Below are 20,323 nucleotides of genomic sequence, written 5' to 3' on the forward strand. Positions count from 1 at the left end.
CCGGGGGCAGTATGACCATCGCAGGCGCGGCCGTCACACCGATGATGGCCCAATACCTTGAGATCAAAAAGGAATATCCCCAAGCGCTCCTGTTCTACCGGATGGGCGATTTTTACGAGATGTTCTTTGACGATGCCGTCGCGGCGGCCAATGCACTGGACATCGCGCTGACCAAGCGGGGCAAGCATCAGGATCGCGATATCCCGATGTGTGGCGTTCCGGTCCATTCCGCCGAAGGCTATCTGCTGAACCTGATCCGCAAAGGGTTTCGCGTTGCCGTCTGTGAACAGATGGAAGACCCCGCCGAGGCGAAGAAACGCGGATACAAGTCGGTGGTGCGCCGCGAGGTCGTTCGCCTTGTCACCCCCGGCACCCTGACCGAAGACAGCCTGCTGAGCGCGCGCCAGCACAATTTCCTGTCCGCCTATGTCGATATCCGGGGTGAAGGGGCGCTGGCGTGGTGCGATATTTCGACCGGCGCGTTTCACGTCACTCCCTGCCCGATGGTGCGCCTTGGTCCCGAGCTGGCCCGTCTGGCGCCGCGCGAGGTGGTCGTTCTGGACACCCAGGAATTGGACCTTGCCGACCTGGTGACCGAATCCGGCGCGGCGATCACACCCCTGTCGCGCGGCAGTTTCGACAGCGCCGGCGGCGAACGGCGGCTGTGCGCCATATATGGCACCGAATCGCTGGACCCGTTCGGCAAGTTCGGGCGCGCCGAAATTTCGGCCATGGCCGCCTTGGCCGATTACCTGGACATGACGCAGAAGGGCAAACTGCCACTGCTGCGACCGCCGGTGCGTGAATCCGCCGATGGCCTGATGCAGATCGACGCGGCCACCCGGCGCAACCTGGAACTGACCCACAGCCTTTCAGGGGGGCGCGCCGGATCGCTTCTGGCGGCCATCGACCGCACGATGACCGCCGGCGGTGGGCGCCTTCTTGAACGCCGGTTGAGCAGTCCGTCACGCAGGCACGACGTGATCGGCGCACGGCAGGACGCGGTGGGCTGGCTGTTTTCCGAAGCACGAATTGGCGACGATCTGCGCCGTGATCTGCGAAGTGTGCCGGACATGGACCGTGCCCTGTCGCGTCTGTCGCTCGATCGCAGCGGCCCGCGCGACCTGACTGCGATCCGTGACGGTCTGGAACGTGCGGCAGCGATTGCGACAACCCTCAGGGGCGGGGATTGCCCCGATCTTGTCGCGCGGGCCCTGGCCGACCTTGGAGGACACGAGGAGCTGACGGCCCTGCTGGACCGGGCGCTGATCGCGGAACCGCCGCTGCTGGTGCGTGACGGCGGCTTCATCGCCGAAGGTCACGACGCCGAGCTGGACGAGGCACGCAGTCTGCGCGACGAAGGCCGCAGCGTGATCGCCCGGATGCAGGCCGATTATGCCGAAAAGGCCGCAATCCCGACGCTGAAGGTCAAGCATAACAACGTGCTAGGCTATTTCATCGAAACGACGGCGACCCATGCGGAGAAGATGCTGTCACCGCCGTTGAACGATGTCTTCATCCATCGTCAGACCACCGCCAACGCCGTGCGGTTTACCACGGTGCCGCTGAGCGAGCTGGAGACGAAGATCCTGAACGCCGGCTCACGCGCCCTTGAGATCGAAAAACGGCTGTTCCTTACCCTGCGGGACGCCATCCTGTCCCGGTCTGCGGAAATCAGCGCCACCGCCGATGCACTGGCCGAACTGGACCTGACTGCCGCGCTGGCCGATCTGGCCCGTGGCGAAGACTGGTGCCGCCCCGTCGTCGACGACAGCCGGGCGTTCCAGATCGTCGGCGGGCGGCATCCCGTGGTCGAACTGGCGTTGCGCAAACAGGGACAGGGGCCGTTCATCGCCAACGATTGCGACCTGTCCGACCCTGACAGCCAGGCGGCGGTCTGGCTTCTGACAGGGCCGAACATGGCCGGCAAGTCGACGTTCCTGCGCCAGAATGCATTGATCGCGCTGTTGGCGCAAATGGGCAGCTTCGTTCCCGCAACCTCGGCCCGGATCGGCATGGTGTCGCAATTGTTCAGCCGCGTGGGCGCCGCTGATGATCTGGCGCGCGGGCGGTCGACCTTCATGGTGGAAATGGTCGAAACCGCCGCGATCCTGAATCAGGCCGACGACAGGTCGCTGGTGATCCTTGACGAGATCGGCCGCGGCACCGCCACTTATGACGGCCTGTCGATCGCCTGGGCCACGATGGAGCATCTGCACGACGCGAACCGCTGTCGCGCCCTGTTCGCCACCCATTACCACGAAATGACGCAGCTGGCGGACAAGCTGGACCATGCCCAGAACGCCACCGTGGCCGTCAAGGAATGGAAGGGCGACGTGGTATTCTTGCACGAGGTCCGCAAGGGATCGGCCGATCGGTCCTATGGCGTGCAGGTCGCGCGTCTGGCGGGGCTGCCCGAGGCGGTCGTTGCGCGTGCGCGGGTCGTGCTGGACGCGCTGGAGAAGGGCGAGCGTGAGGGTGGCGGGCGTCAGGCCGCGTTGATCGACGATCTGCCGCTGTTCGCCGCGACACCCCCCGCCCCGCAACCCGCAGCGCCCCGGACCTCGGCGGTCGCCGAACGCCTTGAGGGCGTCCATCCCGACGAGTTGACGCCGATGGAAGCCCTCAAGCTGATCTATGAGTTGAAAGAGCTGACCTGAAGGTCAGGACTTCGGCGTCGAGCTGACCCCGACCTGTGCCGCACGCAGCAGCCGATCATGCAACATGAACCCGGGTGCCGTGACCTGGATGATGTCGCCCGCCTTGGTGCCGGGCAACGGTGCCTCGAACATCGCCTCGTGAACCTGGGGGTCGAAACGATCGCCCACTTCCGGCGAGATCAGCTGAATGCCGTGCTTGGAAAACACGCTCAGCAACTCGCGCATGGTCAGCTCGATCCCTTCCAGAAGCGATGCGTTCGCCGCACGCTGTTCGTCAGTTACCGATTCGATCGCGCGTTGCAGGTTGTCGAACACCGGCAGCATGTCGCGCGACAGCTTGGAGCCGCCATAGTTCTCGGCCTCCTTGCGGTCACGGTCGCTGCGCTTGCGGGCGTTTTCCGCATCGGCCAGTGCCCGCATGAAACGGTCGCGATACTGGTCACGTTCGGCGCGCAACGCCTCGATCTCTTCCGCGACGTCGTCGGGCTGTCCTTCGGCCAGCTCGTCCAGCGTCTGATCGCTTTTGCCGGTGTCAAAATTTTCGCTCGCCAACAGCTCTTCGATTGCGCTGTCGATGTTTTCGTCCGATTTCGCCATGTCTTCTACCCAGTCAGCTTTGATCGGTCAGCAATTTGCCGACCATCTGCGCCGTGTAATCCACGATCGGCACGATCCGCCCATAGTTCAGGCGGGTCGGTCCGATCACGCCCACGGCACCAATGATCTTACGATCCGCGTTCATATATGGGGAAACCACCAAAGAGGAACCCGAAAGTGAGAAAAGCTTGTTCTCCGAGCCAATAAAAATGCGCACACCCTCGCCTTCGTCGGTCAATTCGAGAAACTCGGCGATATCCCGCTTGCGTTCCAGATCGTCGAACAGGGTGCGGATGCGATCCAGGTCGGCGGCGCCGGTCGTGCCCTCAAGCAGGTTCGCGCGTCCGCGCACGATCAGCCGCTCGTAACGTTCGCCTTCGTTCTCCCAGATGGCGATGCCGCTTTCGACCAATTCGGCCGCCAGGACGTCGAGTTCGCGCCGCCGCGATTTGATCTCGCTGGCGATCCTGCTACGCAATTCGCCCAGTGTTCTGCCTTCGGCCAGTGCATTCAGAAAATTCGCGGCTTCACGCATGGAGGACGGCGTCTGACCGGCCGGCGGTTGGAAAATCCGGTTTTCGACGTGTCCGTCGGCAAAAACCATGACAACCAGCGCACGGTCGGGGGCAAGGCTGACGAACTCAAGATGCTTGATCGGCGCCTCGTGTTTGGGCGCCAGCACCACACCCGCCCCCAGCGTCGCCATGGACAAGGCCGCGCCGACACGGTCGAACAGGCTTTCGGAGTCGTTGCCCGTGCGACTGAGCGTCGAGTCGATGCGCGTGCGATCATCGTTCGACAGGTCCGAGATTTCGAGAAGCCCATCGACGAACATCCGCAATCCCTGCTGCGTCGGGACACGGCCGGCCGAGATATGCGGGCTGTTCAGCAGACCCAGATATTCGAGATCCTGCATGACATTGCGGATGGTCGCCGCGCTGATTTTTTCGTTCAGCGTGCGGGTCAGGGTTCGCGATCCCACCGGATCGCCGGTCTCGAGATAGTTTTCGACCACGCGGCGAAACACTTCGCGCGACCGGTCGTTCATCTGGCTCAGGATCGTTGCACCATCGTTCATCTTGCTTACCTTCGGGCCGAAGGCCCGCTTATCTGCGATCAATCGGGGTTGCACGGGCGATACGGGGATGAGTATCACCAGCCCAAACAGCAAAGGAAAGCCCATGCGCCCTTCAGGCCGTAAATTGGACGAAATACGCCCCATTTCAATTGAAACAGGTGTGATCAAGCACGCCGAAGGATCCTGTCTGATCAAATGCGGTGACACCCATGTCCTGTGCACGGCTTCGCTCGAGGAGCGGGTGCCGCCGTTTCTGAAGAACACCGGTCTCGGGTGGGTGACGGCCGAATACGGCATGTTGCCGCGTGCCACCCATACAAGGATGCGACGCGAGGCGAAGAACGGACAATCCGGGCGCACGCAGGAAATCCAGCGGCTGATCGGTCGGTCATTGCGGGCCGGTGTCGACCGCGTTGCCCTGGGCGAACGCCAGATCTCGATCGATTGCGACGTGATTCAGGCCGATGGCGGGACACGCTGTGCGTCGATCACCGGTGGCTGGGTCGCCCTGAAGCTGGCCGTCAACAAACTGATGAAGGCGGGCGATATCGTCAGCGACCCGATGGTCGATCATGTCGCCGCGGTATCCTGCGGGATCTATGCCGGTCAGCCGCTGCTGGATCTGGATTATCCCGAAGACAGCGAAGCGGGTGTCGACGGAAACTTCGTGTTGACCGGATCGGGCCGGCTGATCGAAGTCCAGATGTCGGCCGAAGGCGCCACGTTCTCACGCGATGAGATGGGCCAACTGCTGGACCTCGCCCAGCTTGGCATGGCCGACCTGGTGGCGGCACAAAACGCAGCGATCGCATGACGCGGCGTTTCAGCGGCGACCGCCTGGTCGTCGCCACCCATAACGCCGGCAAGCTGGAGGAGATCGCCGATCTTCTGTCGCCCTACAAGGTCGACGTGATTTCGGCGGCGGCGATGAAGCTGCCCGAACCGGTCGAGGATGGCACGACATTCGTGGAAAACGCCCGCATCAAGGCCCACGCCGCCGCGCAGGCGACCGGGCTGGTCGCGCTGTCGGATGACTCGGGGATCGAGATCGACGCCCTCGACGGTGCCCCCGGTGTCTATACCGCCGATTGGGCCGAAACGCCCAATGGCCGCGACTTTGTCGCCGCCATGACAAAGACCCACGAGATGCTCGAACAGCGCAACGCCCCCCTGCCCCGCACCGCGCGGTTCTGTTGCACGCTGGTGATGGCCTGGCCCGATGGCCATGACGAGGTTTTTCCCGGCGCCATGCCCGGTCAGGTCGTCTGGCCCATGCGCGGCGACGGTGGCCACGGTTATGACCCGATATTTCAACCGGATGGTTATAGCATAACATTTGGCGAGATGGACAGATGGGAAAAGAACCGGATCAGCCACCGCGCCGATGCATTCCGCAAGCTTCTGGCCGGCTGCTTTGACTGAAGATTGGCGCAACGCCGGCTTTGGGCTGTATGTGCATTGGCCGTTCTGTCAGGCCAAGTGTCCCTATTGCGACTTCAACAGCCATGTCGCGGCGAAAGTCGATCAAAGCCAATGGCGCGACGCCTTCGTTTCCGAGATCGAGGCACACGCCCGCCTGGTTCCTGACCGCACCCTCAGCACGATCTTCTTTGGCGGCGGCACGCCCAGTCTGATGGACCCCGAGGTGGTGGCGTCGGTGATCGACGCCGCGCGCAAGGCATGGCCCACCGCGAACGACATGGAAATCTCGTTGGAGGCAAACCCTACATCCGTCGAAGCGGGCCGGTTCGCCGGTTACAAGGCGGCCGGGGTCAATCGTATTTCAATGGGCATACAGGCCCTGAACGACGCCGATCTTCGGGCCCTTGGCCGTTTGCACACTGCGCAGGAAGCGCAGGCCGCCTTCGACGTGTCACGCGATATCTTTGATCGCGTAAGCTTTGATCTGATCTATGGCCGCCAGCACCAGACCCTCGCGGACTGGGAGGCCGAACTGAACCAGGCCCTGTCGATGGCTGTCGACCACCTGTCGTTGTATCAGCTGACGATCGAGGCCGGAACGGCCTTCGGCGCCCGCCACGCCCGTGGTTTGTTGCACGGCTTGCCCGACGATGACACCGGCGCCGACTTCTATGCCCTGACGCAACAGCTGTGCGAAGATGCGGGCATGCCAGCCTATGAAATCTCGAACCACGCCCGCCCCGGATGTGAATCACGCCACAACCTGATTTACTGGCGCTATGGCGATTACGCCGGAATCGGCCCCGGTGCTCACGGACGTTTGACGCGTGACGGGGTGCGACAGGCCACGGAAAACATGGCCCAACCGACCGCATGGATCCAGGCACAGGCCCACAATCGCACCCACATGACGTGGACGCCGCTGGACCAGGCCGAACAGGCGACCGAATATCTGTTGATGGGCTTGCGCGTGACAGACGGGATATCGTTGCGCCGCTATGCCGAACTTGGACACGCGCCGCTGTCACCGGCGCGGATTGCGCCGCTTCTGGCTGACGGGTTTCTGACGCTGGACGGGGATCGCCTGTCTGCGACCGATCAGGGTCGCCCCCTTCTCAACGCCGTTCTGAGAACGCTTCTTGCCGATTGACCCCGTTACTCCCGGGTGAGCCGCGACGAAAGCAGCCGGCAAATTTCATCCAGATCCTCAAGGGATCCATAGTTGATCGAGAGCTTGCCGTTCCCCGACTCTGACGCGTGATCAATCGAAACGGTCATGCCAAGGGTTTCAGACAGATCCAATTCCAGCGCCTTGGTATCGGCGTCCTTTTCAACCTTTGTCGGCGATGGTTTCTTTTTCGGCGCTTCCGTCTGCCCTTTGGCCAAAGCTTCGGTTTGCCGGACGGACAGACCTTTTTCAATCACGATCTGGGCCAGTTGCGACGGGTTTTCTGCGGTGATCAGGGCGCGGGCATGCCCGGCGGAAATCTTGCCCGACCGCAGGTGATCCAGAACGTCCTCGGGCAATGACAGAAGCCGCAAGAGGTTAGCGATATGGCTTCTGCTTTTGCCCAGGGCTTCGGCCAGTTTTTCCTGAGTGTGGCCGAAACGATCCATCAACTGGCGAAAGCCCGATGCCTCTTCCACGGGATTGAGATCGGCACGCTGAATGTTCTCGATGATCGCGATCTCGAGAACTTCGAGATCGTTCATATCGCGGATGATCGCCGGCAGCTCGTGCAACTGCGCCATCTGCGCCGCCCGCCAGCGCCGTTCCCCGGCAACGATCTGGAACATCCCTTCGGCCGTCGGATCCCGGCGCAGGATCAAGGGCTGAATGACGCCCTTGGTTCGAATCGACGCGGCGAGTTCGTCCAGGTTCTCGTTCGAGAAGCGACGCCGAGGCTGATCAGGATTCGGCCTGATCTGTTCAATCGGAATAAACTGATCAGCCGGCCGATGCGCTTTCTCGGGATCGCGTCCGGGCCGATCATCGACGCCGACATCTGCCATAAGCGCGGACAAGCCACGGCCCAGCCCGCGACGCTCGTGCTTTTTATCGACCATTTTCATTCCCTACTCTGTGCCACCACACCGTGGCGGGTTACCAATTCCTGTGCCAAGGCACGATAAGCATGACTTCCTTTTGACGTCTCGTCATAAGACAAGACGGACTGCGCATATGATGGCGCTTCACTTACCCGAACATTTCGCGGAATCACCGTCTTGAACACCAGTTCACCAAGGGTTTCGCGCGCATCATTCTCAACCTGCTGCGCCAGACGGTTGCGACCATCATACATCGTCAGCACCACGCCTTCTATCCTGAGTTCCGGGTTGGCCGACTGGCGAACCTCGCGCACTGTCAGCATCAACTGCGACAACCCTTCCAACGCGAAGAACTCGCTCTGCAGCGGAACCAAGACCGAATGTGCCGCCACCATGGCGTTGACGGTCAGGAGACTGAGCGACGGCGGACAATCGATCAGGATATAATCGAAGGCATACCGGTCGATGGCCGCGTGCCGCAGCGCATCGTGCAGAAGATAACTCCGCTTTTCGTTCGAGATCATCTCGATGTCCGCCGAACTCAGATCCGTAGTTGCCGGCGCGATCCACAGGCCGTCGGTCGCTGTGGGCGACAGAACATCGACTAAAAGCGCATCATCCAACAGCAGGTCATAGGTCGTCAGCGTTCGGTTGGAAACCTCGATACCCAGACCCGTCGACGCGTTACCCTGTGGATCCAGGTCGATGATCAGGACGTTGAAGCCGTCCTCGGACAAAGCTGCACCCAAATTGATCGCGGTCGTCGTCTTACCGACGCCCCCCTTCTGGTTCACGATCGCAATGATACGGGGGTCGGACGTTCTGGCAAGATCAACCACGAGAAAGGTTCCTGATTACGAGAATACGCGCATCGGCTTCGGTTGCGCTTGGATAGCTCTGAACCTCGAAGTTCCAGGCGTTCCGCGCGGCGTCAATTTCATTCTGGTACTCGGCACCTTTCGGAAAGACCATGATCGTGTTCGCGTTCGTGAAGCCATGACACATGGAAAACAGCTTTTCCAAGCTTGCCAGCGCGCGCGCCGAGATGACATCAAAGACCTGCGCGGGAATGCGATCAACGCGCTCGGATACGATTTCGGGCGCAACATCACACAGCCGCGCCACTGAACGCAGGAAAGCGCACTTGCGTTGATCGCTTTCGACCAGGGTAAACGTCAGCTCCGGACGCATCTCGGCCGCCATCAACGCAAGCACCATACCGGGAAATCCCGCGCCGCTGCCCATATCCAGCCAGCGGGCGGGACCGCTGGGATAGAATCTCGCCAGTTGTGCCGAGTCTTTGAAATGCCGCTCCCAGATATCGACCTCACTGGCGCGAGAAATTAGGTTTATCGCAGAGTTCCACCGTAGAACTTCATCGCGATATCTTTCCAGATTATCCAATGTTTCACGTGAAACATTGGACAGCTGGCTGGATGCCGTATTTTGGTTATTCATTTCAGGCAGACTTGCTCATCGCGTGCTTGCGAACTGCGGCCAACACCAGGGACAGCGCTGATGGCGTCATTCCGTCGATCCGCCCTGCCTGCCCCAAGGACGTCGGTGCAACACGCTGCAGCTTTGCGCGAAGTTCGTTAGACAGGCCGCGCACCGCTTCATAGTCCAAGGTTGCCGGTATCTCGACTGCCTCATCCTTCCGCAGGTTCTCTACATCCCGCGCTTGACGCGCGGTGTAAACCGAATAGAGAGCATCGTTTGCGACTTGCGTGAAAACTTCCTCGTCGATATCCGCGCATGCCGGATCCAAAGCAAAGATCTGTTCGCGTGAAATCGAGGAATTTGACAACAGATCATAGGTTGATTTACGTCGGCCGTCGGAAGAAGCAGAAAGCCCGGTGGCCGCCAAGTCCTTGGCGCCCCATGTATCTGCTCTCAACTTAGCTTCTACCTGATCCAACTGCTCCCGTTTCTCGGAAAAACGGGCATAGCGCCCCTCACCCACGCATCCCAACCGATGCCCGAAGGCTGTGAGTCTCTGATCCGCATTATCCGCCCTCAGCATCAACCGGAACTCGGCCCGCGATGTGAACATGCGATAGGGTTCGATCACCCCCCTGGTCGTCAAATCATCGATCATGACACCGATATAGCTCTCCGACCGGTCAAATACGACGGGTTCCTGTTCCTTGCAGAGAGCGGCGGCGTTGATTCCAGCCACCAACCCCTGCGCCGCGGCTTCCTCATACCCCGTGGTGCCATTAATCTGACCAGCCAAGTACAACCCGTCAAACCCCCGAACCGATAGTGTTCGACCCAACGCGCGCGGGTCGACGAAGTCGTATTCGATTGCATAACCGGGCTGAAGGAAACGAGCGTTCTCAAGGCCTACGATCGAGTGAACATACTCAACCTGGCTGTCCACCGGCAAGGATGTGGAAATCCCGTTCGGATAAACCGTGTCGTCGTCCAATCCCTCGGGTTCCAAGAATATCTGGTGCGAAGTCTTATCAGCAAACCGCATCACCTTGTCTTCGATTGACGGGCAATACCGGGGACCAACCCCATCGATGTGCCCACCGTACATCGCCGACATTTGAAGATCCCGGCGAATGACCTCGTGGGTCTTCTCGTTGGTGTGCGTAATACCACAGCTAACCTGCCGCAACATTGGCGCCTTGTGCAGGAACGAAAACATCGACGGCGTGTCGTCGCCCGGTTGCATTTCCAACGCCGCCCAATCAATCGTACGCCCGTCCAGGCGCGGTGGTGTTCCGGTTTTCAACCGTCCCAACGGTAGGTCCATATCGCTGAACCGTTTCGCCAGAAGGTTCGATGCCCCCTCACCCATCCGGCCGCCTTCATGGCGTTTGTCACCGATGTGAATCACACCCCGCAGGAACGTTCCGGTCGTCACAATCACGCAGCGCGATGTGATGTCCGACCCGTCCGCCAGCTTCACACCACCGGCATGGGTGCCACGAAAGATGAGGTCAGCCACTTCCGCTTCGACCAGGTCAAGGTTGTCCGACCCAGACACCGCGTCGAACACCGCCTGCTTGTAAACCTTGCGGTCCGCTTGCGCGCGCGGACCTTGCACTGCTGGACCTTTGCGACGGTTGAGCAGTCGAAATTGAATTCCGGCCTTATCAGCCGCGACGCCCATGATGCCATCCAAGGCATCGACCTCACGGACCAGATGCCCCTTCCCCAGGCCACCAATCGCGGGGTTGCACGACATCGCGCCAATCTCATTAAGTTTCATTGTGACCAGCGCAGTGCGGACCCCCATACGTGCAGATGCATGGGCGGCTTCCACGCCGGCATGGCCACCGCCGATAACTACGACGTCGTAGTCAAATTGTTTCACGTGAAACATCTCCTATTTACCGACGCAGAAACTCGAGAAAATGACGTCCAGCAGCGATTCAACATTAACATGTCCAGTAAGGGCTTCCAAATCACGAACCACCCTTCGCAGATCTTCGGCTGCGAATTCAACCGCGTCTTGGTCTGATTCGATCACGTCCTTGGCACGTTTCAGGGACTCTATCCCCTGCTCCAGTGCTTGCTGGTGACGCGCCCGGATGGCAACCCCGGCCGACGAAGAAAGGGCTTCTACCCGCGATCGAATACGTTCGATCAGGACATCAAACCCTGCCAGCGTCCTCCCGGAAACCGATTCCACGTCGGCATCGAAAAGATCACCCCGACCGAGGAACACCAGATCGTCAGCCGTTGCCGAAGCCGCTGCCACCGCTTCCGGCGTTTCCATCAGATGCACCCGGATATCGGCCAAGTTGGCGCGACTGCGCGCACGTTCGATTCCCAAGGCTTCGACGGTATCCTCGGTTTCCCTCAGTCCGGCAGTATCAAGCAGGGTCACGGCATAGCCCCCGATGTCCATCCGCACTTCGATCACGTCGCGCGTCGTGCCGGCAACTTCCGAGGTTATGGCAGCCTCGCGTCCCGCCAAGGCGTTAAGCAATGTCGATTTCCCGACGTTCGGCGCGCCGATGATCGCAACTTCGAACCCCTCGCGGATTCGTTCCGCTGCGCCGAACCCGCGGGATTCGGCCATGAGGCCGGTCAGCACCTGATCCACCAGCGACAGCACTTCGGGCTTCACGTCAATCGGAACATCCTCATCGGCGAAATCGATGGTTGCTTCCAAAAGTGCAGCCGCTCGTATCAGATCCCGTCGCCAAGCGTTGGTTTTCTCACCCAACTTGCCACTCAGCACACGTTGCGCCTGTTTTCGTTGCGCCTCGGTTTCCGCTTCGATCAGATCGGCCAATCCTTCGACCTGGGTCAGATCCAGGCGGTCATTTTCCAACGCTCGGCGGGTGAATTCACCGGCTTCTGCAACCCGGAAATCGGGCAGCTTTGAAAGTTCATCAAGGACGACCGAGACAACCGCCACGCTGCCATGAAGTTGAAATTCAACGACGGTTTCACCGGTAAAGCTGTGCCCGTCTTCGAAGACGAGGATCAGCGCTTGGTCCACCAGGCCACGGTCAGCTGTCGAGAGGTTTCGGACAGCAGCCTGTCGTGGCTTTGGCGGTATGACGTTGAAATGATCCAGCGCCATGAGCGCGCTGTCGCCCGACACGCGAACGATGGCTACGCCGGCTTTTCCCCGCGCCGAGGCAAGCGCAAATATGGTATCCATAGCGACACCCTTGCGTAACCTATTGATTCATAGAGTCAAAAAACTCGGCGTTCGATTTTGTCTGCTTGAGTTTCGAGATCAGGAACTCGATCGCGTCGGTCGTGCCCATGGGGTTGAGAATGCGTCGCAACACATAGGTCTTTTGCAGATTCGCCCGATCGACCAAAAGCTCTTCCTTGCGGGTTCCCGATTTCAGCACGTCCATCGCCGGATACACCCGCTTGTCCGCAACCTTGCGGTCGAGCACGATTTCCGAGTTGCCAGTTCCCTTGAACTCTTCGAAGATGACCTCGTCCATCCGGCTGCCGGTGTCGATCAACGCCGTGGCGATGATGGTCAGCGACCCGCCTTCTTCGATGTTCCGTGCAGCGCCGAAGAAACGCTTGGGACGTTGCAACGCGTTGGCATCGACACCGCCGGTCAGAACCTTGCCCGAAGATGGCACGACCGTATTGAACGCACGGCCAAGCCGCGTGATCGAATCCAGCAGGATCACCACATCACGCTTATGTTCGACCAGCCGCTTGGCCTTTTCGATGACCATCTCGGACACCGCAACGTGACGGGTGGCAGGTTCGTCAAAGGTCGACGATACGACCTCGCCTTTCACCGATCGCTGCATGTCGGTCACTTCTTCCGGCCGCTCATCGATAAGCAACACGATCAAATAGATCTCGGGGTGATTTTTCTCGATCGAATGGGCGATGTTCTGCAACAGAACGGTCTTGCCCGTCCGCGGCGGCGCCACGATCAGCGAACGTTGCCCTTTGCCGATGGGCGCGATCAGGTCGATGATCCTGGCTGAACGATCCTTGCGGGTCGGATCGTCAACTTCCATCGTCATCCGCTCGTCCGGGTACAGCGGCGTCAGGTTGTCGAACGCCACCTTGTGGCGCGCCTTCTCGGGGCTTTCGAAATTGATCGATTCGACATCGGTCAGCGCGAAATAGCGTTCATTCTCATCTGGTCCGCGGATCACACCTTCGACGGTATCGCCAGTGCGCAGCGAATACTGCCGGATCATGTCCGGCGAGACATAGATATCGTCGGGTCCGGGCAGATAGTTCGCCTCGGGCGACCGCAGAAATCCGAATCCGTCCTGCAACACTTCCAGAACACCGTCGCCGCCGATGACCCATTCATCGTCCGCGCGCTCCTTGAGGATCGAGAACATCATCTCGCCCTTGCGCATGGTCGATGCGTTTTCGATCTCAAGTTCTTCCGCCAACGCCAGAAGATCCTTGGGGCTCTGTATCTTGAGATCGGCGAGGTTCAGACGGTCTTGGGTCATGGTGGCATAAATCCTTGCAGGTGCGCGCGCACCCAGGGGCATGTCGGTCTTGGGAAAGTTGTGATCGGACGATCAACGGGTCGTGTATTCGGCTTCGCTGGCCGAGTCAACGCTGTCAGAAAGGGCGCGCGATCACCGAGACGACAATCAGGATCAACAGCAGTGTCGGCACCTCGTTCATTGCCCGAAAATACCGGCCCGAGCGTTGATTGACACCAGCGGCGATGTTCTTGCGCTGTCGGGCGCACCACATGTGAAACACGCTCATCCCGATGACGGAAAGCGCCTTGATCCAAGGCCAGCCCGCGCTCCAGTCGATCAGGCCCGGGATACTGACAAGCATCAGACCGAAGATCCAGCTGGCGACCATGGCCGGGGTCATGATCACCTTCAACAGCTTGGTTTCCATCATCTGGAACAGCGCATCGGTTTCACTGTCCGGCGCCACCTGTTCGACGTGATGCACAAAAAGCCGGGGAAGATAGAAGATCCCTGCCATCCAGGCGATGACCGAGATGACATGCAGGGATTTGATCCAAAGATAGCTCGTGATCAAAATGTCGGTCATGGCGGTTCCTCGGGATCCCCTCTTACTCTCTTAAATAAAAGAGAAAGAAAAGATGATGATGTAAGTAGGTCGGGGCATAACGTGGATCAAACGATGCACACAGGCTTGTCCACGCTTTCGTCCGCCTGTGCATAACTTTGAGGGCAGGATGGGTCGAGATATGAAAATCTCCGGCTATTCAGGGGTTTAAAGTATCCATTCCGTAGACAATCCTGTGCATGGTATGCTGGATATGTCGGGCGTCTCCGGTTCCTCCACCGCATCCATCGGGATCATGTCCACCGTGGACAAAAGTGCGTGGAAGTCTGATCGAGAGTGTGAATACTGGCGTTTCGACCGAAAACCGCATGATCGCCCCGCTTGTGCCCACGGTCATGCCCCCAGTTATCCACCGAGGAATACCCATGGCCCATGACCTTGTGCTGGCGTCCGGCTCTGCCATCCGGGCACAGCTGCTTCGCAATGTCGGTTTGAACATCGATGTGCGACCGGCCCGCATTGACGAAAACGCCCTGCGCCGCGCGTTGCAACAGGATGGCGCGACGCCGCGGGACGTCGCCGATGCGCTTGCCGAGCACAAGGCGCGAAAGATCGCTGGCAAGCTTGATGGCGGTCTGGTTCTGGGGTGTGATCAGATCCTGGTCGCAGATGGCCAGATCCTGTCCAAGCCGCAGGATCCCGATGATGCGTGTCAGCAACTGTCGCGCCTTTCCGGACAACGGCACAAACTGCTGTCGGCGGCCGTTCTGTATGATGATGCGCGTCCCGTGTGGCGCCATGTCGGCGTGGTCACGCTGACGATGCGGGATCTTTCGGATGCCTTCATTGCGGATTACGTTGCCCGCAATTGGGACAGCATCCGTCATGCGGTCGGTGCCTACAAGCTCGAAGAAGAAGGCGCGCGCCTGTTTACCGCCATTGATGGCGATCACTTCAACGTTCTTGGTTTGCCGCTGCTGGAACTCTTGTCCTATCTCACACTTAAGGGCATTTTGACGACATGACCGATACACTCAAGATTCCCCTCGCCGGCGTGATCGGCTCTCCGATCTCGCACAGCCGGTCGCCCGCGCTTCACCGTCACTGGCTGAAGACCATGAGCTTGCCCGGTTACTATATCCCCATGGATGTCAGCCAGGCGGATCTGGGCCAGGTGATCCGGTCCCTGCCGAAGATGGGGTTCGTGGGCTGCAACATCACGATTCCGCACAAGGAAAACGTGATCGAATATGCCGACCTGGTGACGGATCGGGCCGCGCTGATCGGCGCGGCAAACACGTTGATCTTTCGCCAGGATGGCAAGATCCATGCCGACAATACCGATGGCTACGGTTTTATCCAGAGTCTGCGCGCCTCGGCGCCACACTGGGAGCCGCGGTCTGGGCCGGCTGCGGTGTTCGGGGCCGGCGGGGCGGCGCGCGCGATCGTCACGTCATTGATCGACGCCGGCGCCCCCGAGATCCGCCTGACCAACCGCACCCGCGCCCGCAGCGATGCGTTGCGTGCGGAATTCGGCGCCAAGATCGTGGTGTATGATTGGGTCAAGGCCGGCAACACCCTGGACGAGGCGGTGACCGTGGTGAACACCAGTTCGCTGGGCATGGTGGGCAAGCCGGACTTTCGCGTGCCGCTGGACGGTCTGTCGGCCGGCGCCGTCGTGACCGACCTGGTTTATACACCGCTTGAGACGACATTCCTGAAGCGCGCCCGTGAATTCGGCTGTGTCACGGTCGATGGCCTCGGCATGCTGATCCACCAGGCCGCCCCGGCGTTCGAACGTTGGTTCGGCATGAAACCCGAAATCGATGACAAGACCCGCGCGGTCGTTCTGGGCCAATGAGCGCGCCGCTTCTTGTGGGGCTCACCGGTTCGATCGGGATGGGCAAGTCGACGACGGCTGCGATGTTCCGCGATCTCGGGATTCCGGTGTGGGATGCGGACGCGGCGGTTCATCGGCTCTATGACACGGGGGGCGCTGCGGTCGGTCCGATTGGCGATCTGTGTCCGCAAGCCGTTTCGAACAACACGGTTGACCGGACCGCGCTGAAAGCCTGGATGATGCGCGATCCGAGCGCGCTGCGCCAGATCGAAGGTATCGTGCATCCGCTGGTGGCGCAGGACCGGGCCGCGTTCATCGAAAGCACTGACAGTGATCTGGTCGTGCTGGATGTGCCGCTCTTGTTTGAAACCGGCACGTCCGAGCAGGTGGATCTGGTCGTCGTCGTGGCCACGACCGCCGAACAGCAAAGACAGCGGGTTCTGGCGCGTCCCGGCATGACTGAAGCACTGTTCGCGACGCTGCTGGAAAAACAGATGCCGGATGCGGAAAAGCGCGCGCGTGCCGACCATGTCATCGACACGACAACGATGGACTCGGCCCGCCGTGACGTTGCCGCACTGGTAGAAAAACTCCGAGAGGACCGCGCGGATGCGTGAAATCGTTCTGGACACCGAAACCACGGGGTTCGAGCCCGAGGCAGGAGACCGCATCGTTGAAATCGGTGCGGTCGAGCTGTTGAACCACATGCCGACGGGGCGCACCTTTCACGAATACATCAACCCGCAACGCGCAATGCCGGCCGAAGCGTTCGCCGTCCACGGGTTGGGCGATGATTTCCTGCGCGACAAGCCGGTGTTCAGCGCGATCGGTCAGAAATTCCTGGATTTCGTCGGAGACGCCAAGCTTGTGATCCACAATGCCGCGTTCGACATGAAATTCCTGAACGCGGAACTTGGATGGCTCGGCCTGCCACAGCTGCCTTGGGAACAGGCGCTGGATACCCTGGCCATCGCGCGCAAGCGGTTTCCGGGCTCGCCCGCATCGCTGGATGCGCTGTGCCGCCGTTTCGGAATCGACAACTCATCGCGCACCCTTCATGGCGCGCTGCTCGACTCGGAAATACTGGCAGAGGTGTATCTTGAACTGATCGGGGGGCGTCAGCCCGACCTGGTGTTGTCGGGCTCGCCTCGAAACCAGGACAGCCAGGCGGGATCATCCGAGGCGTGGCGCCCGCGCCCGCGCGCCATCAAGCTGAAATCCCGCATCACCCCGGAAGAGGCCGCCGCCCACGCGGCCTTCGTGGCGGCCATGGGCGATGGGGCGGTCTGGCGACGGTCAAACTGATCAGACCGCCGCCAGTTTGCGATCAGTTGGGTTTCGCACCCTCGGCCTGTGCGGCCGCGGCACGCTGTTGCAGGCTTTGACGATAGAGCGAGACGAAATCGATGTTGTCCAGGTTCAGCGGCGGGAAGCCACCGTCGTGGGTGACATCGCTGACGATCCGGCGCACGAACGGGAACAACATCCGCGGACATTCGATCAGAAGGAACGGATGCAGCTGTTCGTCCGGCACATTTTCGATCTGGAACACGCCGCCGTATTCAAGCTCGAGAACGAACATCGTCTTGTCGGTCTCTTTGTTCTTCGAGGTGATGTTGAACTTGGCCACGACCTCATATTGGTTTTCCTGGCGCTTCTTCGCATCCAGAGCCACCTGAACCTGAATGTCCGGCGTCACGTTTCCACCCGATCCATCGCGGATGACGATATTCTCGAACGACATGTCGCGGATGAACTGTGCCAGGATCCGCAGCTGCGGCGTCGCCGGCTGTTGCTGCGTCTCGGGGGCTTTCGGTGTGTCGGCTGGTTTCGGGTCTTCGTTCTCGGCCATGTCATGTCTCTCCAAAAGATAATTTTGTCCAAGTCCTAGCAGGTGCGCAACGCCTGCTCAATGGCGCGTCCATCCCGATGGGCCGTGGGTCGGTTTGCGCGGTGGATCGACCTCGTGAAATTCGCCGTCGATCACGTCACCGCCGTGGGGGTCGGGGCGTGTCGTGTCGTGTCGCATGCCGGACGGTCCGGCCTGAAAGGTCGTGACGGTGATGCGTTTTCGCAAGAACCTGAAGGCCGCCATGCGGACCGGCGGCAACAGCAGCGCAAAGCCGACCGCGTCGGTGAAAAATCCCGGCGTCAGCAGAAGAACCCCGGCGACAAGGATCATCGCACCATGGGCCAGCGCCTCGCTCGGGTCGCTCATCTGGTTGAAGGATTGGCGGATCTGACCCATGGCCAAGGCCCCCTGCGCGCGCACCATGGCGGTGCCCAGAACCGCGGTCAGGATCACGATCCCGAGTGTCGGCCATAACCCGATCAACTCACCCGCCTGGATGAACAGCGCGATTTCAACGATCGGGACGACAAGAAAGGCCAGAAACAGCCACATGGAAAGCTCCTCATTGGGGGGCAGCGGTGGACTTGACCCTGCCTGTAACCTACATAAGAAACGTCGTCGCCCGTTACCAACCCCCGACACCCACGAAAGAGGTCCAGATGAGTTCTGCAGTGATCCAGCTTCTTGTTTTGGCAGGGATCGCCGTGTTCCTGATCCTGCGCCTTCGCGGTGTTTTGGGAACGCGCGATGGCTTTGAAAAACCACCTGTTTCCGGACCTGCCCCGGCGCGGGATCGGCGCGGCCGGCCGGAATTCGAAGTCATCGAAGGTGGGCCCGATCGCGACATCACCGATCATGTCCCCGATGGATCGCCCAGTGCCAAGGCGCTGGCAGCGATGAAACTGGCCGAGCCGGGCTTTGACGTCGGTGAATTCCTGCACGGTGCCAAGGGCGCCTACGAAATGATCCTGATGGCGTTCGAAAACGGCGACATGTCGGACGTGCGATCGTTCCTGTCCGACGATGTGGCCGAAGCTTTCGACAGCGTGATCGCGCAACGCCGGGAAAAGGGACTTCGCGTCGAGGCGAGCTTCGTTGGCGTCCGCGAGGTGGCTTTGGTCGAGGCGGAATATGCCCGCGACACCCAGGTGGGCGATGTGACCATCCGTTTCCTTGGTGAACTGACATCGGCCGTATACGACGCCCAAGGCGAACTGGTCGAAGGCAGCACCACGCAGATCAAGCGGCAACGCGACGTCTGGACCTTCTCGCGCCAGATGGGCGCCGATGATCCGAACTGGCAACTGACCGCAACCGGTGAATGATGCGGCTGCTGCTTGCAGCATGCACTCTTGCGCTGACGATGGGCGCGGGCGCCGCGCAGGCACGCGAGTTGAGTTATCGTATTCTGCCGTTCGCGCAGCTTGAGGGGTGGGCCGAAGACGATCACGCCGCCGCGCTGTCGGCGTTTCGCGAAACCTGTGGCGATCTGCCTGATGACGATTGGCAGGCGCTGTGCGCCGTGGCCGCCGATCAGACCAACGCGCGCACCTTCTTCGAGCTGTTCTTCAGGCCGGTCCTGATCGAAGACGGCGATCCGATGCTGTTCACCGGGTATTACGAACCTGAACTTCGCGGATCGCGCAGCCGGAACGGCCGGTATCAATACCCGCTCTATCGCGTGCCCCCCGACCTTCAGCCGGGCCAGCCGTGGTATTCCCGCGCCGAGATCGAGGAAGACGGGGTGCTGGACGGTCGCGGGCTGGAAATCGCCTGGATAGATGATCCCGTTGACGTGTTCTTTCTGCAAATCCAGGGATCGGGGCGGGTAAAGCTGAACGATGGCGGCGGTCTGCGGGTCGGTTACGGCGGCAAGAACGGCCACGACTATCGCTCGATCGGGCGGGAACTGGTGCGGCGCGGGATCTACGAGGCGCACCAGGTGTCGGCCCAGGTGATCCGCAACTGGGTGCGGCGCCATCCGGTCGAAGGCCCGGAATTGCTGCGCCATAACCCGTCTTTCGTGTTTTTTCGCGAGGTGAACGAGGTGCCGGCCGACAAGGGCCCGCTGGGCGCGATGAACCGCTCGATCACGACGCTGCGGTCGATTGCGGTGGATCCGTCCGCCACCCCCCTTGGGGCGCCGGTCTGGATCGAAAAGGACGGTGATGATCCGATGCGTCGCCTGATGATCGCGCAGGATACCGGCTCGGCCATCAAGGGGGCGCAACGGGCCGACATCTTCTATGGCACCGGCGCGCGGGCGGGCCAGCGGGCCGGCCGGGTGCGTGACCCGGGACGCATGGTCGTGCTGCTGCCGATCCAGCGGGCGTTCGCCCTTGTGCCGGGGTTCTGAT

21 protein-coding genes are annotated in these 20,323 nt (G+C 60.7%); 10 read left to right on the forward strand and 11 right to left on the reverse strand.

The window, feature by feature from the left end:
- The first annotated feature begins 11 nt into the window (after positions 1–11).
- On the forward strand, positions 12–2,660 hold the full coding sequence (gene mutS, locus CFP68_RS04495; protein ID WP_241523947.1) for a DNA mismatch repair protein MutS: 2,649 nt from the start codon (positions 12–14) through the stop codon (positions 2,658–2,660).
- Positions 2,661–2,663: 3 nt separating this feature from the next.
- Here mutS and CFP68_RS04500 read toward each other — a convergent pair whose 3' ends face one another.
- Both CFP68_RS04500 and hrcA read right to left on the reverse strand, forming a co-directional pair.
- Positions 2,664–3,257 carry a nucleotide exchange factor GrpE gene (locus tag CFP68_RS04500; protein ID WP_099824988.1) on the reverse strand — a complete coding sequence of 198 codons (594 nt, stop codon included), beginning with the start codon at positions 3,255–3,257 and terminating at the stop codon, positions 2,664–2,666.
- Between the two features lie 13 nt (positions 3,258–3,270).
- Positions 3,271–4,335, reverse strand: coding sequence for a heat-inducible transcriptional repressor HrcA (gene hrcA, locus CFP68_RS04505; RefSeq protein ID WP_099825345.1), 1,065 nt, complete (start codon positions 4,333–4,335; stop codon positions 3,271–3,273).
- A gap of 103 nt (positions 4,336–4,438) precedes the next feature.
- Between hrcA and rph the strand changes: the two genes are divergently transcribed.
- The 3 genes from rph to hemW are packed head-to-tail and all read left to right on the forward strand — an operon-like array spanning position 4,439 to position 6,907.
- Positions 4,439–5,149, forward strand: coding sequence for a ribonuclease PH (rph, locus tag CFP68_RS04510; RefSeq protein WP_099824991.1), 711 nt, complete (start codon positions 4,439–4,441; stop codon positions 5,147–5,149).
- A complete protein-coding gene (rdgB, locus tag CFP68_RS04515) occupies positions 5,146–5,757 on the forward strand; it encodes an RdgB/HAM1 family non-canonical purine NTP pyrophosphatase (RefSeq protein ID WP_099824994.1) in 612 nt (203 codons plus the stop codon). Before rph ends, rdgB begins: the two co-directional genes overlap by 4 nt.
- Positions 5,720–6,907: a radical SAM family heme chaperone HemW gene (gene hemW, locus CFP68_RS04520; RefSeq protein ID WP_099824996.1), complete on the forward strand. Its 1,188-nt coding sequence runs from the start codon at positions 5,720–5,722 to the stop codon at positions 6,905–6,907. The genes rdgB and hemW overlap by 38 nt, the downstream gene beginning before the upstream one ends.
- 5 nt (positions 6,908–6,912) lie before the next feature.
- On the opposite strand, the gene CFP68_RS04525 is transcribed toward hemW, so the two are convergent.
- From CFP68_RS04525 to hemJ, 7 genes are all read right to left on the reverse strand, one after another.
- On the reverse strand, positions 6,913–7,824 hold the full coding sequence (locus CFP68_RS04525) for a ParB/RepB/Spo0J family partition protein (protein ID WP_099824998.1): 912 nt from the start codon (positions 7,822–7,824) through the stop codon (positions 6,913–6,915).
- Between the two features lie 2 nt (positions 7,825–7,826).
- Positions 7,827–8,645 carry a ParA family protein gene (locus CFP68_RS04530; RefSeq protein WP_099825000.1) on the reverse strand — a complete coding sequence of 273 codons (819 nt, stop codon included), beginning with the start codon at positions 8,643–8,645 and terminating at the stop codon, positions 7,827–7,829.
- The gene (gene rsmG / locus CFP68_RS04535; RefSeq protein ID WP_099825003.1) at positions 8,638–9,264 is read right to left on the reverse strand and encodes a 16S rRNA (guanine(527)-N(7))-methyltransferase RsmG; all 627 of its coding nucleotides are present in this window, start codon (positions 9,262–9,264) and stop codon (positions 8,638–8,640) included. Before rsmG ends, CFP68_RS04530 begins: the two co-directional genes overlap by 8 nt.
- Before the next feature lies 1 nt (position 9,265).
- A complete protein-coding gene (gene mnmG / locus CFP68_RS04540) occupies positions 9,266–11,143 on the reverse strand; it encodes a tRNA uridine-5-carboxymethylaminomethyl(34) synthesis enzyme MnmG (protein ID WP_193825209.1) in 1,878 nt (625 codons plus the stop codon).
- Positions 11,144–11,146: 3 nt separating this feature from the next.
- Positions 11,147–12,436 carry a tRNA uridine-5-carboxymethylaminomethyl(34) synthesis GTPase MnmE gene (gene mnmE / locus CFP68_RS04545; protein WP_099825005.1) on the reverse strand — a complete coding sequence of 430 codons (1,290 nt, stop codon included), beginning with the start codon at positions 12,434–12,436 and terminating at the stop codon, positions 11,147–11,149.
- Positions 12,437–12,455: 19 nt separating this feature from the next.
- The gene (gene rho, locus CFP68_RS04550) at positions 12,456–13,727 is read right to left on the reverse strand and encodes a transcription termination factor Rho (protein WP_099825351.1); all 1,272 of its coding nucleotides are present in this window, start codon (positions 13,725–13,727) and stop codon (positions 12,456–12,458) included.
- Between the two features lie 115 nt (positions 13,728–13,842).
- The gene (gene hemJ / locus CFP68_RS04555) at positions 13,843–14,295 is read right to left on the reverse strand and encodes a protoporphyrinogen oxidase HemJ (RefSeq protein WP_099825006.1); all 453 of its coding nucleotides are present in this window, start codon (positions 14,293–14,295) and stop codon (positions 13,843–13,845) included.
- A gap of 404 nt (positions 14,296–14,699) precedes the next feature.
- Between hemJ and CFP68_RS04560 the strand changes: the two genes are divergently transcribed.
- The 4 genes from CFP68_RS04560 to dnaQ are packed head-to-tail and all read left to right on the forward strand — an operon-like array spanning position 14,700 to position 17,419.
- Entirely contained in the window at positions 14,700–15,299 is a 600-nt protein-coding gene (locus tag CFP68_RS04560) for a Maf family protein (protein WP_099825008.1), read from the forward strand.
- Positions 15,296–16,135 (forward strand): shikimate dehydrogenase, encoded by an 840-nt coding sequence (locus CFP68_RS04565; RefSeq protein ID WP_099825010.1) that lies wholly within the window; start codon positions 15,296–15,298, stop codon positions 16,133–16,135. The genes CFP68_RS04560 and CFP68_RS04565 overlap by 4 nt, the downstream gene beginning before the upstream one ends.
- The gene (gene coaE / locus CFP68_RS04570) at positions 16,132–16,731 is read left to right on the forward strand and encodes a dephospho-CoA kinase (RefSeq protein ID WP_099825013.1); all 600 of its coding nucleotides are present in this window, start codon (positions 16,132–16,134) and stop codon (positions 16,729–16,731) included. Before CFP68_RS04565 ends, coaE begins: the two co-directional genes overlap by 4 nt.
- Positions 16,724–17,419 carry a DNA polymerase III subunit epsilon gene (gene dnaQ / locus CFP68_RS04575; RefSeq protein ID WP_099825016.1) on the forward strand — a complete coding sequence of 232 codons (696 nt, stop codon included), beginning with the start codon at positions 16,724–16,726 and terminating at the stop codon, positions 17,417–17,419. Before coaE ends, dnaQ begins: the two co-directional genes overlap by 8 nt.
- A 22-nt stretch (positions 17,420–17,441) precedes the next feature.
- Here dnaQ and secB read toward each other — a convergent pair whose 3' ends face one another.
- Positions 17,442–17,966 carry a protein-export chaperone SecB gene (secB, locus tag CFP68_RS04580; protein WP_099825018.1) on the reverse strand — a complete coding sequence of 175 codons (525 nt, stop codon included), beginning with the start codon at positions 17,964–17,966 and terminating at the stop codon, positions 17,442–17,444.
- A 57-nt stretch (positions 17,967–18,023) separates the two neighbouring features.
- Complete coding sequence (locus tag CFP68_RS04585) at positions 18,024–18,518, reverse strand: FxsA family protein (RefSeq protein WP_099825020.1); 495 nt, start codon at positions 18,516–18,518, stop codon at positions 18,024–18,026.
- 107 nt (positions 18,519–18,625) lie between these two features.
- Between CFP68_RS04585 and CFP68_RS04590 the strand changes: the two genes are divergently transcribed.
- On the forward strand, positions 18,626–19,291 hold the full coding sequence (locus CFP68_RS04590) for a Tim44/TimA family putative adaptor protein (RefSeq protein WP_099825022.1): 666 nt from the start codon (positions 18,626–18,628) through the stop codon (positions 19,289–19,291).
- Positions 19,288–20,322 (forward strand): murein transglycosylase A, encoded by a 1,035-nt coding sequence (mltA, locus tag CFP68_RS04595; protein WP_099825024.1) that lies wholly within the window; start codon positions 19,288–19,290, stop codon positions 20,320–20,322. Before CFP68_RS04590 ends, mltA begins: the two co-directional genes overlap by 4 nt.
- Position 20,323 lies beyond the last annotated feature (1 nt).

The organism is Oceaniglobus indicus (assembly GCF_002751875.1).
Classification (GTDB): Bacteria; Pseudomonadota; Alphaproteobacteria; order Rhodobacterales; family Rhodobacteraceae; genus Oceaniglobus; species Oceaniglobus indicus.